Origin of the sequence: Rothia sp. HMSC069C04 (genome assembly GCF_001812895.1) — a bacterium.
GTDB lineage: Bacteria > Actinomycetota > Actinomycetes > Actinomycetales > Micrococcaceae > Rothia.
In genome coordinates, this window is the sequence record NZ_KV810706.1 from 1 (window position 1) to 16,499 (window position 16,499).

A 16,499-nucleotide genomic window follows, 5' to 3' on the forward strand; every position below is an offset into this window, starting at 1 on the left:
CAGGGTGTGGTGTACCGCCGTAAGGCGTAATTTGTCGCTCACGCGGCTCTTCTGAGCTTCTGCGCGGCACCGCTTATTTGCGCATATAACCTCATAAATAAACCCACCGGCAATATAGCCAATTGGCTATATGTACCGGTGGGTTTGTTATATGTGTGCTAGATGAGCTGGGTTAGCTTACTTAGCGGGGTAGGAGGGCACTTCGTAGCCGCCCATGCGCTCGAGAACGCGGATCACCTGGCAGGAGTAACCGAACTCGTTGTCGTACCAGACGTAGACAATTGCGGAGTCATCGGTCACCACGGTAGCCAGCGAGTCCACAACACCTGCGGTGCGGGAACCCACGAAGTCGGTGGAAACAGCCTCGGGGGAATCCGAGTAGCCCACCTGGCGGCGCAGCTCGCCGTCGATGGACTCGCGGCGGAACAGCTCGTTCAGCTCCTCAGCGGAACCTGCGGGCTTGGTTAGCTTCACGTTCAGGATCGCCATGGAGACGTCCGGGGTGGGAACGCGGATAGCGTTACCGGTCAGCTTGCCTTCCAGCTGCGGCAGAGCCTTAGAAACAGCCTTTGCAGCACCGGTCTCGGTGATGACCATGTTCAGCACAGCGGAGCGACCGCGGCGGTCACCCTTGTGGAAGTTGTCAATCAGGTTCTGATCGTTGGTGAATGCGTGAACGGTCTCAACGTGGCCGCGCTCAACACCGTATGCGTCATCCAGAACCTTCAGTGCCGGAGTAATCGCGTTGGTGGTGCAGGATGCTGCGGAGAGAATCTTGTCCTCATCGGTGATGACGTTGTCGTTGACACCGAACACGATGTTCTTCATGTCGCCCTTACCGGGAGCGGTCAGCAGAACACGAGAAATGCCGGGGCGGTTCAGGTGCTGCTCAAGGCCCGGAACGTCACGCCAGCGGCCGGTGTTGTCCACCAGCAGAGCGTCGTTGATGCCGTACTCGGTGTAGTCAACGGTGGTCGGGTCAGAGGAGTAAATGAAGCGAACCGGAACACCGTTAGCGATGATGGTGCTGTTCTCTTCGTCTACCTCAATAACGCCCTTGAAGGGGCCGTGAACAGAGTCGCGCTCCAGCAGGGATGCGCGCTTGACCAGGTCCTGGTCACCGTTCTTACGGACCACAACAGCGCGCAGGTTCAGGCCAGAACCCAGCGGCGAGGAGGAACGCTCCAGCAGAATACGAGCCAGCAGGCGACCAATACGACCGAAGCCGTACAGCACAACGTCCTGCTCCTTAGGCTGGTCGCCCTGGTGGTTCACGGAGGAACCCAGCTGCTCGGGCAGCCACATGGACAGCTCGGGGGAGCCAGCCTCACGGTGAGCCTTGTGCAGAGCAGCAATGTTAATCGAGCATGCACCCAGGTTCAGCTCAGCCAGAGCGCGAACCAGCTCCAGGGTGTGTGCGGGGTTCAGAGGTGCACCATCAATGTGAGATACAAAATCGTGCAGCTTCAGCAGCTCAATGACAGACTTGTTGACCAGGCTACGGCCGTGAATGCTCAGCACCACACCGTTCTCGCGGTGCAGCTTACCGATGAGGGGGATCAGCTCCTCTGCGGTAGCCTCACGGTTAACCCAGGTAGCGGTTGCAGTCGTCACGTATGACCTTCTTCCTAACTTCGTCGTTGGAGGGTAGGCGCGACGGTGCTGTCGCGTCAATACCGTGCCGGGCGTTAAAGACCCGGCGTCGGTTTAAGTCTAACCCGTGCGAACCCCTCTAGAGCCTCAAAATTAGTGATATTGGGGCTAAAAGTCAGAAGAGGTAAAAGTCAGTTCCTGCACCCGCCCGGCAAGCCAACACAAGCCCTCAAAAGGAAAAGTAAAACCACTTCAAATACCCACAAAAACACACCCCACGACATGGGAAAACATAGGTAAAATTGAAACCATGTTGACTGTAATCGGTGAAGCACTCGTAGACGTCGTCCACCAGCACGACGGAGAAACCCGCGCCTACCCCGGCGGATCGCCCATGAACGTAGCCGTGGGCGCACGCCGCCTCGGCCACCCCACCAACTTCGTCGGCCACTACGGCCCCGACGCCTACGGCAAGAGCATTGACGCACACCTGGAAGCATCCCAGGTGACCCTGCCCTTCGAACACAGTGCTGAGCGCACCTCCGTCGCCCAGGCAACCATCGGTGCCGACGGCGCGGCAGAGTACGAATTCGACATCACCTGGTCCCTCGACTCCGTCGCTGAGAAGCTCACCGAACTGGCACGCAGCTCCGACGCAGTGCACACCGGCTCCATCGCAGCCATGCTCGAACCCGGCGCGCACGTGGTCGCCGCAGCCTTCGAAGCTGCCCGCGACAGCGCCCTGCTCAGCTACGACCCGAACTGCCGCCCCACCCTCATCCACAACGTCGACGAGGGCCGCGCATGGGCTGAAAAGTTCGTGTCCCTCTCCACCGTAGTGAAGGCATCCGACGAGGACCTGCAGTGGCTCTACCCCGACCGCTCCCTCGACGACACCGCACGCGCGTGGCTTGACCTCGGCGCCGAGCTGATGGTCATCACCCGTGGCGAGGACGGCCCCATCGCCTTCACCAAGAAGTACCCCGAGGGCATCAGCCAGCCCGCACACCGCGTTGAGGTTGCGGACACTGTTGGTGCCGGCGACTCCCTCATGGCGGCACTCGTTGCGGGCCTGCTAGACCGCGGTATCGCCGGTGCTGAGGCGCGCGCCAAGGTCGCCGTACTGACCGCCGAAGACATCACCGACCTGCTGCGTTTCTCCGCAACCGCAGCCGGCATCACCGTCTCCCGCGCGGGCGCTAACCCGCCCACCCGCGAAGAACTTGACGCCGTACTCAACGGCTAAATAATCTACGCCTCGCCGGCGGATAGCTCACTCTGTCCGCCGGCGTCGCCATATCCACCCGAACCCCACCATTGAGGAACATCATGACCAACATCGGCACCGCACCCCTGCCCCGCGAACCCTACGCGGGCCTGCCCGACCTGCCCGAATTCACCCTGACCTCCACCGACATTCAGGACGGCGGCACCGCCCCCGAATGGATGCTCTCCGCCCTTTTCGGCGTGGCGGGCGGTCAGGACCGCTCCCCGCAGCTGTCCTGGAGCGGCTTCCCCGAGGGCACCAAGTCCTTCGTGCTGACCTGCTTCGACCCGGACGCACCGGTCCCTAGCGGCTTCTGGCACTGGACTGTCTCCAACATTCCCGCCAACGTGACCAGCATTGACACTGGCGCGGATGCACCCGCCGGCGCTCTGACGCACCGCAACGACGCCGGTGTGGCGGGCTTCCTGGGTGCTGCCCCTCCGGATGGTCACGGCCCGCATCGCTACATCTTCTGCGTCACCGCCGTGGACGTGGAGAAGCTCGATATTGACGAGAACGCCAGCCCCGCCGTCGTGAACTTTAACCTGCTCGGCCACGGTCTGGGTCGCGCGTTCCTGACCGTCACCTACGCGGAACCGGCGGCATAGCGGCACACCGGCTCGCTGGCACAGTCTAACGAGCCCCGCGCCCTAACCAGCCCTGCACCCTGCCCAGCACCGATACACCCCACCACTGAAGGCAAACACTGCATGATTAAACTCATCGCCAGCGACCTGGACGGCACCCTCATCGGGCACGACTTCCGGTTCCGTCCGCGGACCCTGCGCGCCCTTGAGGCTGCCCGCGCCGCCGGGATCGATATCGTCTTCGTTACCGGCCGCCCGAGCCGCTGGCTCACGCCCCTGCGCGAGCAGACCGACTTCGACTCCTACGCCATCTGCTCCAACGGTGCCGTGGTGTACCACCTGGGCGCGAACGAGGTAGAAGAGATCAACGGCGCAGATCCCGCGGTGATTGCCCGCACCCACGAACTCCTAGAACCCATGTTCCCCGACGCCACCTACACCCTGGAAACCGTAGACACCGTCTATATTCAGGGGCCTCACGACGGCGGTGAGGTGCTTGAGGGCGCCCGCGTTATTGAGTCGAGTATTGCTGATTCCCTGGAACGAATTGGCTCAACCCCGGTCATTAAGTACCTGATCCGTGTGCCCGGCATGGACCCGGATATTCTGCAGGCGCGCGTGCATCAGGCGGTGGGTTCGCTGGTGTCGGTGACCCGCGGCGTAGTTGGTGAACCGCTCGTTGAGATGGGTTCTAAGACTGTGAATAAGGGGCGGATCTTGGAGAAGTTCGCGGCACGCCACGGCATTGAGGCGCACGAGGTGATGGCGTTCGGTGACATGCCGAACGATGCTGAGATGCTCTGCTGGGCGGGGGAAGGCTTCGCTATGGCCTCGGGTCAGCCGGCGCTCATTGCGAAGGTGGGGCGCACCTGCCCGCCCTTCCACGAGGACGGTGTGGCACAGACGATTGAGGCGATGCTCGCCGAACGGTCCTAGCCGCCTAGCACTAGCCAGCCGACACTAGCTATCCAGCACGAGCGGCTAGGTGAGCCTCCGCAGACATAACTCAGACATAAACTTTTATGTCTAGACATAAAAATTTATGTCTAGACTCAAATTTTTGTGTCTGATTTACATCTGATTTGTGTCTAGACTAAAATTTTTGTATGAACAACGTGGAATGGACCCCCGAATGGCTTACTGAAACCATCAAACTACTGCGTACTCACGGTAGCGATACGCAGTTTATCGAGGTTAAAAAAGCCCACGGAGGCTACCCCGGAAGCCTAGACGCAACCCTTAGTAGCTTCTCCAATAGTTCCACGGGCGGAATCATTATCTGTGGACTCGATGAGAATAATGACTTTGCACCTGTAGGCGTATACGACCCTGCAGACCTAGAAAAAACCCTCGGCAACAAGCTCCGCAGGGGCCTCAAGCCGCCGAACACCATGGAATCTGGCACTATCCTCTATGAAGGCACCAAAATCTTTGTTGCCACAATTCCTCCGCTGCCTCCCTACGAACGACCCGCCTACATTGGCGGTAAAGCGTACGTGCGTTCCGGCGACGGTGACCACGAAATGAGCCGCCACGAAACCGACCTGATGGTGGCTCAGCGGACACGCACCGGATTCGATGAGGAGCCGGTGGAATACACCTCCATAGCTGACCTAGACGAAGGCCTCAAAACTGCTTATCTGCGAGACGTACGCGCTAAATCACGCCGCCTTGCTGGAAGCTCCGATGAAGAAGTGCTCCGCCGCAAGGGAATTATTGCCCTCGGAACCGACAACCTTTCCCTTGCCGGCCTGTACGCCTTGGGTTCTTACCCCCAAGAGTTCAGGCCCTCGCTCAAAGTCACTGGAGTCGTCATCGACCCAAACGGTAAAGCTCGCAACCTCGACAAATTCGAGGCGGACGGCCCCATCCCCGCCATGCTCGAAGAGACTCTGGCATGGATCAATCGGAACCTGGCACACCCGGTTGTCGAGCTGTCCAATGGGCATCTCATCAACGGGCAGGAAGTACCCGATATTGCCCTTCGTGAGATTCTGTCGAATGCACTCGTACACCGCAGCCTCAACCCCAAAGCAGATACCGAAGAGGTGCGCGTCAGGATTTTCCCCGACCGAATCTCTGTAGAGAACCCTGGTGGTCTATACGGAATCACTCTCCAGCGCCTGCAAGAGTATGGAGAACGTTCCCGCGTGAACGACCGCCTGTATGACGTCTGCACGCACGTAACAACCCCCGACGACGGATACCGAGTCATCGAAGGTGAGGGTAGTGGCATCTATACTGCTCAGGAGGCGGTGCGTCAGGCAGGGCTGAAACCCATCCAATTCGTTGATGGGGTCATTCGTTTTACCGCGATTATCAGCAGGGAGCCTCTGGATGGTGCTCGTGCCGCCGATGTTGGTTCACCGCAGCAGAAGTCGGAAGTAGACCCGCGCCAATCGTCATCTACGGTTCCTGGTAACCGTCAGGAGGCGGTGCTTCTCTCCCTGCGCTCGCTACGTCACCCCGCCGGTATCGACGACATCATGGGTGCTCTTCCCGGGCCTTTTGCTGAGCTGCGGAAGCCGCAGGTCCGGTACGTTCTGACAAAGCTTCTTCAAGAGGGCGTAATCGTGCGTGAAGGTGGTCGAGGCAACCGCAATACGACATACCGCCTGGCCTAATCGAACATCGGGCTAACAACAAAAGCGGCCCGGATGGATTGGTTTCCATCCGGGCCGCTTTTCTGCAGCCTACGCCTCAGGAGTATTACTCCAACGGGCGGTCAGGCGCCTAGTGCACCTCAGTGCTCTTCTCAGGATCGAAGGGCTCCAGCGGGTCGCCAGCAGCCTTCGTGTACTTCGCGATGAAGGTCATCAGGTGGAAGATAATCAGGGTCGCAGCGGTACCCAGTGCAATACCGGCGAAGGACAGCTCACCGAAGGTCCAGGTGTAGTCCGCAATACCCACGATCAGCGCCACAGCGGCGGTGGTCAGGTTGATCTGGTTCGAGAAGTTCACGCGGTTCTCGCTCCAAATACGTGCACCGAGCATACCGATCATGCCGTACAGCACGGTTGCGGCACCGCCCAGAACACCCGCGGGAACGGTCGCAATTGCCGCACCGAATGCGGGGAACATGGACAGCGCAATCGCGAAGATAGCCGCCACCCAGTACGCCGCGGTGGAGTACACCTTGGTTGCAGCCATCACGCCGATGTTCTCAGCGTAGGTGGTGGTACCCGAACCTCCGCCGAACCCGGCGATGGTGGTTGCCAGACCGTCTGCCATGAGGGCACGACCCGAGTAGTCGTCCAGGTTCTTGCCGCTCATCAGCGCAACAGACTTCACGTGGCCGATGTTCTCAGCCACCAGCACCAGAATCACGGGGATGAACAGGCCGGCGAGCTCCCAGTGGAACTCGGGGGTCTGGAACTGCGGCAGACCAACGATGCCCTGAGTCTCAACTGCCTTGTCAATCTTGGAGAAATCCACCTCGCCGCGAATCACGGCGGTAATGTAGCCGATGCCCACACCCAGCAGGATAGACAGGCGACCAATAATGCCCTTGAAGAGCACCGAAATCAGGATGATGGAGCACAGGGTCACCAGCGCGGTCACCGGTGCCACCATGAAGTTGTCCTTAGCGCTCTTTGCCAGGTTGAAACCAATCAGCGCCACAATCGAGCCGGTGACAACCGGCGGCATGAGCTTGGTGAGCCAGCCGGTGCCAGCAAACTGAACGATCAAGCCGACCAGGAACAGGGCGATACCCGCCATAACGATGCCGCCGAGGGCGCCAGCGGGGCCGTGCGAGTTCATGGCAGCCGCCAGAGGCGCAATGAACGCAAACGAAGAACCCAAGTAGGAGGGGACGCGTCCGCGAGTAATGAGCAGGAACAGGACTGTGCCGAGACCCGAGAAGAACAGGGTGGTTGCCGGCGGGAAGCCGGTAATAATCGGCACGAGGAAGGTTGCGCCGAACATTGCAACCACGTGCTGCGCGCCAATGCCGATAGTAATCGGCCAGGCGAGGCGCTCGTTCGGGGCGACGAAGGAACCGGGCTGAATGCTTCGACCGTCGCCGTGAATCGACCAGTCAAAGCCGAGAAGTTTAGAGATGCTCAAAGGGAGCTCCTGAGGTGAATGTGGTGGTGTATAAAATTCCACATAATTCTACGCGCATATGGGTGTAGGTCACAGCTAAACGCCTATAAATATGAGCAGAGATACGTTAATTAGGGCATAGTCTTCTTTTATTGTGGGCTCCATATCCCGTATATAGCCCAGAATGCATCAATACCCCGTATATGCAATTCAAAGCATATACGGGGTATTGATGCAAAGAGCGAATAAAAACACTCGCTATACGTAGCTCATTAGCTTAGAGAGCGTCACGCAGGTTCTCCAGGTGATCGTAACGCGCCAACTCATATCGCAGGTGACCTTCGGTCGGCGACTGAACCGGCAGGAACGACGCCTCACGCAGGCGACGAGCAGTCGGGGAAGTAGCCACGTAACCGGCGCCTCCAACAACCTGCAGCTCAAAGTGAGTAGCAATGGTCGCAAAGTGCGAAACACCCAAACGCAAGCTCAGCAGGTCACGACGCTCAGCACGCTCCGGCTCAGACGCCAGACGAATCAGTTCCTCACGCAGGCTCTGGTACTCGGTCAGAATCAGCGGGAACTCAGGGCGGAACACGCCCTGAGAGACGTCCAGGTGCTTAGCAGCCTCCTGCAGGGCGCCAGCGGCAAGACCCAGGCAGAACGACGACTGAACCAGCAGGAACGGCGCGGTCACATCGTGCAGGAACGCCTCAATATTGTCGCTCAGAATGTCCTCGCTCGGAACGAAAACGTCCTCGAACTTCAGAGTGCCAGACTCGGTGCCGTTCAGTGCCAGCAGGTTGCGGTGGTAGTCAACGCTCAGACCCTCAACGTTCTGGCGAACCGTCACGATGTAGCGGTTCGGGTGGCTCTCCGGGGCGTTCTGCACAGCCACCGGAAGAACAATCACGCCGCCCGGGTACAGGTTCGACGCCCACGACACGGAACCGTTCAGCTTCAGACCGCCCTCAACGAGAGTGCCCTCAACCTTAATCGGTGCCAGGCCCGAAGCCTCCTTGTACGCTGCCGCCATCGCGGTGGTGCCGCTGACGGTTGCATCCGCCAGACCCTCGGGCAGCTCGCGGCCCACAGCGTCAAAGAACGCGATGGTGGAGCGGTGAGCCCACAGGGAGAACGCCGTGGAGGCATCCTCGGTGGCAAGGTCGAACGCTACCGAAACCTGGGGGACCAGGGAGCCGCCGTCACGGCCCAGGGTAATCAGGCCGTCCTTAGCGATTTCGCGCAGGTTCTCGAAGGGGGAACGCTCGCCACGGTCAACCGCGCTAGCGTGGGTTCGGGCGAGTGCGAGCACCTGCTCGCGCTGGGGGTAGTCGTAGAGGGGTTCGAGAGTGAACTCGGACATGGGGTTTCTCCTAAGCGGGGAGTGTCACATCTATGCGTGCAGCTTGAACAGTCGGTCAATGGGGGTGCTGACGGCCTTACGGGCGCGAACAACAGCTTCTTCGTCGGGTGCGTCGTAGAAGCAGAGGCACTTTGCGGTGTCTTCGCGAACGTAGGTGCGCAGGAAGGAAACCTCGGGTACTTCAGCGTACTTGGGGGCGTTTGCCTTCTTGCGGGTCAGGTACTGTTCCATGGTGATTTCTGCGGGGATGTCCCACTCAACCAGGTAGTCTGCGTCCTTCTTGAGCTTCTTGATGTCTTCGAGCTCTGCGCCGACCAGGCGGACTGCGTCGGGGCCTGCGACGGCTGCGCGCTCACCGATGGCTGCGGTGAGGTCGGGGCCGAATGCGGTGCTCTCAGCTTCGACGATGACGAAGACGATCTTGTGGTCTGCGGAGACCTGGGTTTCGATGAGCTCGGCGCCGTGGCTCAGGGACGAGTTGACGGTCTCGATGAGTGCGGTTGCTTCGTCCTTGGACGGCTGTGCGGGGGTCAGTTCTACCAGGTAAAGCGCCATGATGTTCTCCTCGGCTTAGGGTTGAAGGGTTGTTCCGGAAGGGGCCTTCCGGTTTGTTATGGATTCACCTTAGACCCGTGGTTGAGGGCTGTCTAGTAGATTTCTGTTCGTGGCTTAATACGTCCTTTTTGACTCTAATGTTCGTCATGTGTGTTCATGCGGAGACATAAATCGTCACAGTTCCGTGCATGGGAACCCGCCTACAGCCGCAGAATTTTCGCGTGGGTTATCGAACCCGGAGGCGCATCTATCCGCGCCGTCCCGCTCGTGCTGCAAAGTCGTCGAGGGCGCGGTTGAGAGCGGGGACAGTCCACACTTTTTGCCCCTGAATTTTGACGCGTTCTTCACGCAGCATTTGCAACTCCACCATGCGGTTGAGGAGGCGATACACACTAGCCCGGGACCCCCGCGTGTGTTCCTCCACCATGCGTGCGGTGAAGGCGGGCTCGGTACAGCACAGGTCGGTGAGGGAACGCAGGAGAGGGGTTTTACGCTGGGCAATGGACAGCACCTCATCGCGCAGGGTTTCAATGTCTTGCGCCAGGATTTCTGCGTTGGTAATTGCCTTCTGTGTGGCGTCGATGAAGAGCTCGATGATGGGCTCGGCATCGCCTGCACGGTAGTCGGTGAGCGCCTGAATGTACCCATCGGTATCGTGCAACAGCCCGGAGGAGACGGGCAGAATCACGTGGCGGGTGACGCCGCAGGCGAGCAGGAGCGCGGAGATGAGGGCTCGCCCGGTTCTGCCGTTGCCGTCAGTGAAAGGGTGAATTGTTTCAAATTGGGCGTGCGCGATAGCCGCCTGCGCGAGGGGGTCAATATCGCGGCGGTTCATGAAGGCTACAAGGTCTTCGAGGGCGGCAGGAACCCTCTCGTGATGCGGCGCCACATAGTCGGCGGTTACCGGCGAATCGCCCTTAATCCACACCCACTGGGTGCGGAGTACGCCGGAGTCCTGCTGTAGGCCGCGGGTCAGTTCGCGGTGCATCGCGAGGATGTTATCGACGCTAATGTTTTCTGCGGTGTTCAAGGCTGCACGCATGGCGTGAACGTTGCGTGCCACCAGCTCGGCGTTAACGCCAACTTTCGACCCGCTTGCACCCAGGACAGCCAGTGAGAGCTTGCGGGCACTAACGGTGAGGTTTTCGATCTGCGAGCTGGAGGCGGATTCGCCACGCAGAAGAACCGCAGAGAAGGGGATGCCGCCGATGTGGTGGAGCCGCTCATCGAAGCGGGTCATTGCGGTGGCGTTCTCCTGGAGGCGCGCTCGCAGTGCGGGGCTGAGTTCGACGTTGAGTGCGGCAATGGAAGCGGGTACGGCGCTGGAGAAGGTGCCGGAGTTGCGGCGCGTTGCGCGTCGGGAGGCGAGGGCGTCCCGGTGAACCAAGGGGGTTTGCGGCTCCCATGTGAGGGCGGGCCAGGTGGTGGCTGAGGGCATGGTTCCTCCTCCTGGGTGTCGTTAATGCTGGTCGTGCTTGAGGGGTCTTAATAAGACAATAAACTTCAATTTTCTTATTAAGGCGCTTAATAAGAAAATCTGCGCGGATTGTCTCATTAAGGAACATGCTCCGAACGCCCCTCCTGAACCCCCCTCGACATTCCGGGGCTCCGACTGCCGGGAGCATACACCGGGGCATACACTGGAGCATGTACCAGGGCGTATAGTAAGGGCCCCGAACCCTTGGTAATTCAAGGATTCTGGGCCCTCACATCTACACGCTCACGCTGCCCGAAGCAGCGAGTTGGCAGTGTAGATAAGCAACTTTGTGGCTACTTCACGCCGCGCATCATCTTCTGAACCGGCTTGTGCACCAGGAACAGCAGCACACCGGTCGCGATGGTGATAATACCCATCCAGGTGAAGTAGGGAACTTCAGTTTCCATGCTGTAGAACTGAGCCAGCCAACCCGACAGCACGGTACCCATTGCCACGGAGGTGAAGTACAGCGCCATCATGTTCACGCGGTGCGCCTTCGGTGCGAGCTTGGTCGCCAGCGAAATGCCCACCGGGGAAATAATCAGTTCAGCGATGGTGCAGACGAATAGAATCAGCACAATCCAGCCGACGTTCACGCTCTGAACACCCGCCTGAGCGAGGAAGATCCAGAACGCCAGGCCAATAATAATCAGCGCTGCGGAGAACTTCAGGGTGGTGACCGGCTGGCGGTCACCCCACTTGGTCCACAGGGCGGAGAACATCATGCCGAAGATAATGATGAAGATTGGGTTGATGGAGTTGACCAGGTTCGGGCTCAGTTCCATGCCCAGGATGTTCCAGTTAAGACGCTCATCCGAGTACACCGCCATGACGGTGAACTGCTGCTGGTACAGTGCCCAGAACACGGCGTTTGCAATCCACAGGGGAATGAATGCGGTGACGCGGGAACGCTCATCCGCGGTGACGTCCTTAGCGGTCAGCAGCTGAGCGAACAGGGCGATAGCGCCGATGAAGATGAAGCCCATGACCCAGTTCTTGAGGTTGTCTGCGGTCATCAGACCGGTCGCCAGCAGGATGCCGAGAACGACGACGATACCGACCAGTGCCAGGAAGAAGTTACGCTTCTGGGCGCCGGTGAAGGGGGTACCCACGTGGTGCACAGAGGCGGGCAGGTTCTTGCGGGTCAGCGAGTACTGAATCAGGCCGGCAGCCATACCGATTGCGGCAAGGCCGAAGCCGAGGTGGAAGCCGCCGGTCTGCCAGCCCCAACCGGTCAGGATCGGGCCGAGCAGTGCACCGGTGTTCACACCGATGTAGAAGATGGTGAAGCCTGCGTCGCGGCGGGAGTCGTTGTCACTGTAGAGCGAACCGACCAGCACGGATGCGTTACTCTTCAGACCGCCGGAGCCGATAGCGACCAGCAGCAGACCAATCACCACGCCGGGGACGCCGGGGATGAGGGAGAGGGAGACGTGACCCGCCATGATGCCTATGGCGGAGTAGAATAGGGTACGCTCGGGGCCGAGGATGCGGTCACCGAGGATACCGCCGAGGATTGCCATGAGGTACACGACTGCACCGTACGCGCCGATAACGCCGGTGGCGAGGTCCTTGTCGAGGCCCAGGCCGCCCTTGTCGGCGGTGTAGTACAGGTAGTAGATCATGATGCCCTGCATGCCGTAGAAGGAGAAGCGCTCCCACATTTCTACGGTGAACAGGTTCGTGAGCATGCTCGGGTGGCCGAAGAAGGTCTTGGTGTCCTTGGGTTCGGCACCTGTGATGGTGTTGGACATGGTGGTAATTCTTTTCTGTGCAAGCCCGGGGTTCTGTGTGACCCGGGCAATATGTGTTTAAGTCTATACCCTTGTGGGTGCATATGTATACATATTTTGTTCATATATTTCAAAGATTGAACTATCAATCAGTGCATGAAAAATCATTTCGATTTTTTCGTATGCATCATTTCCGAGTCTCACAAACCCCCAAATACCGGGCTAGATGCGCCGCACACCCCCAACGCGATAGAGTGGAACCACAATTATGCCCACCCGGCACCCCACCGTGCCGACCGGCCCGTCCTCATTCAATTCAAAGGAGAACCCCATGACTGCTGTACCCCAGATTGACCCCCGCGACGTTCCTGCCGGCGCAACCATCATCGACGTGCGTGAAGACTACGAGTGGGAGGGCGGCCACGCCACCGGCGCCAAGCACATCACCCTCGGCACCATCGCTGAGCGTCTGGAAGAACTGCCCGCACCCGGCGAAGACTTCTACGTCATCTGCCACGGTGGCGGCCGTTCGAACCGCGCGGCAACCTTCCTGCGCGAACACGGCTACGCCGCACACAACATTGCGGGCGGCACCAGCGCATGGTTCGCTGCCGGTCTGCCGATGACCAGCGAAAACGGCGAAGCACCCGCAGTCGTTCACTAAACCGCCAGTTCGCCTGTACGCCATACAATGGAGTCCGTGACTGAAACTTCCGCGGACCGTATTTTTTCTACCCCGAACGCTCCCGCTTCTGCGTCCCCTCATGCCCTGCCGAGTATTCTGCAGAGCATCCCGTGGGATGCGCAGACGCGGGAGCTTGTCGTGCGCCCGCTTCCTTTCGCGGTGAACTGCGAGGAGGCGTACCCGCTGCTGAGCGGTGGCGCTGAGTATTCCTTCTGGCTGGATTCGGCGCGTGAGGAGTCGCCTATGTCGGTTGCCTCGTATGTGGGTGTGGTTCCGGCGCAGCTGTCGCCCTTGCGCGTGGATTCGGCGCGTGCGGCGGCTGAGTCTGGCGGGGAAGACCCCTTCGCCCAGCTGGAGGCGGCGCTCGCCTGCGCACCGCGCGTGCACCCGGATGCCGGGGTGGCAACCGGCCTGCCCGCGGGTTTGTGTGGCGGTTACGTGGGCTATTTCGGCTATGAGGCGCGTGCCGCCATGGGCATGGAGCACGGCCACCCGGTGCCCGGCTACCTGCCGGCGCATGAGGCGCCGACCCCGGATTCTCTGTGGTTGCCGGCGGTCCGCTACCTGGTGCATGAGCATGCCCGCCCGGGGGCTGCGGCGCGTAGCTGGCTGGTGGGCGATGAGTCGTGGTGTGAGGCGGCGGAGCGGCTGCTGAGCACGGTGCTGGCTCCGGCGCTGAGCGCGGTGGGGGAGAGTGCCTCAGATAATGCCCCCGTAAATACCCCCGAGCTCACCGAGCCCCTGCTCTTCCCGGCACCCGCAGCGGAAGCCTACATGGATGCCGTTCGCACTAGTCAGCGCGAAATTTACGAGGGTAACAGCTACGAGGTGTGCCTTACCGCGCAGACGGTCGCGCGCATCCCCAATCCGAGCCCGGAGCTTTTCTTTGAGCTGTACCGCCGCCAGCGCGCCCACAACTCGGCACCGTATGCGGCGTATCTGCGGTGCGGTGATTTTTCGGTGCTTTCTTCTTCGCCGGAGCGTTTTTTGAGCGTGGATACGCACCGCAACGCGCAGACCAAGCCGATTAAGGGCACGATCGCTCGTGGCGTTACTCCGGAAGAAGACGCCGCGGCGGCGGCATGGTTGCGTACCGATGAGAAGACCCGTGCCGAGAACCTCATGATCGTGGATCTGCTGCGTAATGACCTGTCCACGGTGTCTGACCCGGCGTCTGTGCGCGTGCCCGTGCTTATGGGCGTGGAGAGCTATTCGACGGTGCATCAGCTGGTGTCTACGGTCAGTTCGCGTCTGCGTGAGGGTGTGAGCGCGGTGGCTGCCGCGCGGGCGTGCTTCCCGGGTGGTTCGATGACGGGTGCCCCGAAGCCCTCGACCATGCAGATTATTGAGGGCCTGGAGGGTCGCGCTCGCGGCGTGTATTCGGGTGCTCTGGGCTTTGTGTCGGTGGATGGTTCGGCGAACCTGTCGATTGTGATTCGCACGCTCGTGGCGCACGATGAGGGCACGGTGACTCTTGCCGCGGGTGGCGCTATCGTGGCTGATTCCGACCCGACCGCCGAGTATGAGGAGATGCTGACGAAGCTGCGTGCCGCGTTGCCGCCGTCGGTGGGTCGCGTGGTGGAATAGCCTAGCGCTGGAATAGCACAGGGAATAGCCTGCACCGCCTGCACGTGAGCCGCTACACTTGAACTATGACTAAGCTTTCTGAAAACCTCCCCATTGAAGAAGCCCGTGAACGCCTGCGCCAGCTGATTATGGAGCTGGCTGTTGTGCGCGGGCACGTGGTCCTCGCCTCCGGCAAGGAAGCCGACTACTACGTTGACCTGCGCCGCATCACCCTGCACCATGAGGCTTCTCGCCTGGTTGGTCAGGTCATGCTGGACCTGCTGGATAAGAACGGCATCGAGTTTGAGGCTGCTGGCGGCCTGACCATGGGTGCTGACCCGGTGGGCACCGCGATTATGCGTGCTGCTGGTGATCAGGACCGTGCGATTGACGCGTTTGTGGTGCGTAAGGCTCAGAAGTCTTACGGCATGGGTCGTCAGGTGGAGGGCCCGAGCGTTGAGAGCCGCCGCGTGGTTGCTGTTGAGGACACTTCCACGACCGGTGGTTCGGCGCTGACTGCTGTTGAGGCGCTGCGTAAGGCTGGCGCTGAGGTTGTGGCGGTTGCTGTGATTGTTGACCGTGCGACCGGCGCTAAGGAGCATGTGGAAGAGGTTGCGGGCGTCCCGTGCCTGTACGCGTACTCGAAGGACGAGCTGGGCCTGGACTAGTCTCTGCTGGCTTGGACTAGGACCTCGTGAATTTTTAAGACGTTCCCGTTGTGGCGGGTGAACCCGTGCCGCTGGCTACTGTGTGTGGCTGGTGGCGCGGGTTTTTGTCTGTAAGATGGCTCTGTGGGCGCCGGTGTGGCGCTGGTTGTTGGCGTGAAGGTGGTTGTGATGGTTGAGAATCGTGAGGCGGCTGAGGCTGTACCTGCTGAGGCTGTGCCTGCGGAGACGGCAGTGGCTGAGGCTGTTGAGGGTACTGAGCAGGGTACTGCCCGTTTTGAAGTGGGTGTGGGCCCGTGGGAGGGCCCGTGGCCTGAGGGCGACCATTGGGATGAGGAGCTGCTGCGTGAGGGCGACCGCCGTAACGTGGTGGATAAGTACCGTTACTGGTCGATGGACGCGATTATTGCTGACCTGGATACGCGCCGCCATGATTTTCATGTGGCGATTGAGAATTGGCAGCATGATTTGAATATTGGCACGGTGGTGCGTACTGCGAATGCGATGTTGGCGAAGGAGGTCCATATTATTGGGCGTCGCCGCTGGAATCGTCGTGGTGCGATGGTGACGGATCGTTATCAGCATGTGCGTCATCATCCGACGATTGAGGATTTTGTGGCGTGGGCGCAGGGTGAGGGTCTGGAGATTATTGGTATTGATATTTTTCCGGATTCGGTGCCGCTGGAGACGTATGATCTGCCGAAGAAGTGTGTGCTGGTTTTTGGTCAGGAGGGCCCGGGCTTGTCGGAGGAGTTGCATGCGGCGGCTAGGGATACTCTGTCGATTGAGCAGTTTGGGTCGACGCGTTCGATGAATGCGGCGACGGCTGCGGGTATTGCGATGCATGCGTGGGTTCGCCGTCATGTGTTTGGCCAGATTCCGTCGTAGTTCGGTGGCTGTTTATGAGGTGTTTAAAGGTTCCGATGCGTTGTGTGCGCGTCGGAACCTTTTTTGTTGGGGG

Annotated in this window: 14 protein-coding genes; 8 read left to right on the forward strand and 6 right to left on the reverse strand. The window is 60.1% G+C overall.

Annotated features, from left to right (window positions below; translation table 11 throughout):
- Positions 1-177: 177 nt before the first annotated feature.
- Positions 178-1,614, reverse strand: coding sequence for a glyceraldehyde-3-phosphate dehydrogenase (locus tag HMPREF2879_RS00185; RefSeq protein ID WP_070634537.1), 1,437 nt, complete (start codon positions 1,612-1,614; stop codon positions 178-180).
- 289 nt (positions 1,615-1,903) lie between these two features.
- On the opposite strand from HMPREF2879_RS00185, the gene HMPREF2879_RS00190 reads away from it, so the two are divergent.
- From HMPREF2879_RS00190 to HMPREF2879_RS00205, 4 genes are all read left to right on the forward strand, one after another.
- Complete coding sequence (locus HMPREF2879_RS00190) at positions 1,904-2,839, forward strand: carbohydrate kinase family protein (protein ID WP_005504208.1); 936 nt, start codon at positions 1,904-1,906, stop codon at positions 2,837-2,839.
- Positions 2,840-2,922: 83 nt separating this feature from the next.
- Positions 2,923-3,468, forward strand: a complete 546-nt coding sequence (locus HMPREF2879_RS00195; RefSeq protein WP_070634538.1) for a YbhB/YbcL family Raf kinase inhibitor-like protein — start codon at positions 2,923-2,925, stop codon at positions 3,466-3,468.
- Between the two features lie 102 nt (positions 3,469-3,570).
- On the forward strand, positions 3,571-4,383 hold the full coding sequence (locus HMPREF2879_RS00200; RefSeq protein WP_049352894.1) for an HAD-IIB family hydrolase: 813 nt from the start codon (positions 3,571-3,573) through the stop codon (positions 4,381-4,383).
- 170 nt (positions 4,384-4,553) lie between these two features.
- Complete coding sequence (locus HMPREF2879_RS00205; RefSeq protein WP_070634539.1) at positions 4,554-6,071, forward strand: ATP-binding protein; 1,518 nt, start codon at positions 4,554-4,556, stop codon at positions 6,069-6,071.
- A gap of 109 nt (positions 6,072-6,180) precedes the next feature.
- Here the strand turns inward: HMPREF2879_RS00205 and HMPREF2879_RS00210 are convergent, their stop codons facing one another.
- The 5 genes from HMPREF2879_RS00210 to HMPREF2879_RS00230 all read right to left on the reverse strand — a co-directional run bounded on the left by HMPREF2879_RS00210 (position 6,181) and on the right by HMPREF2879_RS00230 (position 12,643).
- Complete coding sequence (locus HMPREF2879_RS00210; RefSeq protein ID WP_070634540.1) at positions 6,181-7,515, reverse strand: uracil-xanthine permease family protein; 1,335 nt, start codon at positions 7,513-7,515, stop codon at positions 6,181-6,183.
- Between the two features lie 256 nt (positions 7,516-7,771).
- Positions 7,772-8,857, reverse strand: a complete 1,086-nt coding sequence (locus HMPREF2879_RS00215) for an acyl-CoA dehydrogenase family protein (RefSeq protein ID WP_070542372.1) — start codon at positions 8,855-8,857, stop codon at positions 7,772-7,774.
- A gap of 30 nt (positions 8,858-8,887) precedes the next feature.
- Positions 8,888-9,412, reverse strand: a complete 525-nt coding sequence (locus HMPREF2879_RS00220; RefSeq protein WP_049326806.1) for a DUF4242 domain-containing protein — start codon at positions 9,410-9,412, stop codon at positions 8,888-8,890.
- Between the two features lie 247 nt (positions 9,413-9,659).
- The gene (locus HMPREF2879_RS00225) at positions 9,660-10,850 is read right to left on the reverse strand and encodes a Fic family protein (protein ID WP_070634541.1); all 1,191 of its coding nucleotides are present in this window, start codon (positions 10,848-10,850) and stop codon (positions 9,660-9,662) included.
- 332 nt (positions 10,851-11,182) lie between these two features.
- Entirely contained in the window at positions 11,183-12,643 is a 1,461-nt protein-coding gene (locus HMPREF2879_RS00230) for a peptide MFS transporter (protein ID WP_070634542.1), read from the reverse strand.
- A gap of 310 nt (positions 12,644-12,953) precedes the next feature.
- Between HMPREF2879_RS00230 and HMPREF2879_RS00235 the strand changes: the two genes are divergently transcribed.
- The 4 genes from HMPREF2879_RS00235 (at position 12,954) to HMPREF2879_RS00250 (ending at position 16,426) form a co-directional block, all read left to right on the forward strand.
- Positions 12,954-13,286, forward strand: a complete 333-nt coding sequence (locus tag HMPREF2879_RS00235) for a rhodanese-like domain-containing protein (protein ID WP_049345924.1) — start codon at positions 12,954-12,956, stop codon at positions 13,284-13,286.
- Positions 13,287-13,313: 27 nt separating this feature from the next.
- A complete protein-coding gene (locus HMPREF2879_RS00240) occupies positions 13,314-14,894 on the forward strand; it encodes an anthranilate synthase component I family protein (RefSeq protein ID WP_070634543.1) in 1,581 nt (526 codons plus the stop codon).
- Positions 14,895-14,959: 65 nt separating this feature from the next.
- On the forward strand, positions 14,960-15,541 hold the full coding sequence (gene pyrE, locus HMPREF2879_RS00245) for an orotate phosphoribosyltransferase (RefSeq protein WP_070634544.1): 582 nt from the start codon (positions 14,960-14,962) through the stop codon (positions 15,539-15,541).
- A 123-nt stretch (positions 15,542-15,664) separates the two neighbouring features.
- Complete coding sequence (locus tag HMPREF2879_RS00250; protein ID WP_246822876.1) at positions 15,665-16,426, forward strand: TrmH family RNA methyltransferase; 762 nt, start codon at positions 15,665-15,667, stop codon at positions 16,424-16,426.
- Positions 16,427-16,499: the final 73 nt, after the last annotated feature.

Bases quoted from the DNA above. Each gene is read 5' to 3' on its own strand.
- HMPREF2879_RS00190 (WP_005504208.1), top strand. From the start codon at position 1,904: ATGTTGACTGTAATCGGTGAAGCACTCGTAGACGTCGTCCACCAGCAC.
- HMPREF2879_RS00195 (WP_070634538.1), top strand. From the start codon at position 2,923: ATGACCAACATCGGCACCGCACCCCTGCCCCGCGAACCCTACGCGGGC.
- HMPREF2879_RS00200 (WP_049352894.1), top strand. From the start codon at position 3,571: ATGATTAAACTCATCGCCAGCGACCTGGACGGCACCCTCATCGGGCAC.
- HMPREF2879_RS00205 (WP_070634539.1), top strand. From the start codon at position 4,554: ATGAACAACGTGGAATGGACCCCCGAATGGCTTACTGAAACCATCAAA.
- HMPREF2879_RS00215 (WP_070542372.1), bottom strand. From the start codon at position 8,857: ATGTCCGAGTTCACTCTCGAACCCCTCTACGACTACCCCCAGCGCGAG.
- HMPREF2879_RS00220 (WP_049326806.1), bottom strand. From the start codon at position 9,412: ATGGCGCTTTACCTGGTAGAACTGACCCCCGCACAGCCGTCCAAGGAC.
- HMPREF2879_RS00225 (WP_070634541.1), bottom strand. From the start codon at position 10,850: ATGCCCTCAGCCACCACCTGGCCCGCCCTCACATGGGAGCCGCAAACC.
- HMPREF2879_RS00230 (WP_070634542.1), bottom strand. From the start codon at position 12,643: ATGTCCAACACCATCACAGGTGCCGAACCCAAGGACACCAAGACCTTC.
- HMPREF2879_RS00235 (WP_049345924.1), top strand. From the start codon at position 12,954: ATGACTGCTGTACCCCAGATTGACCCCCGCGACGTTCCTGCCGGCGCA.
- HMPREF2879_RS00240 (WP_070634543.1), top strand. From the start codon at position 13,314: ATGGAGTCCGTGACTGAAACTTCCGCGGACCGTATTTTTTCTACCCCG.
- pyrE (WP_070634544.1), top strand. From the start codon at position 14,960: ATGACTAAGCTTTCTGAAAACCTCCCCATTGAAGAAGCCCGTGAACGC.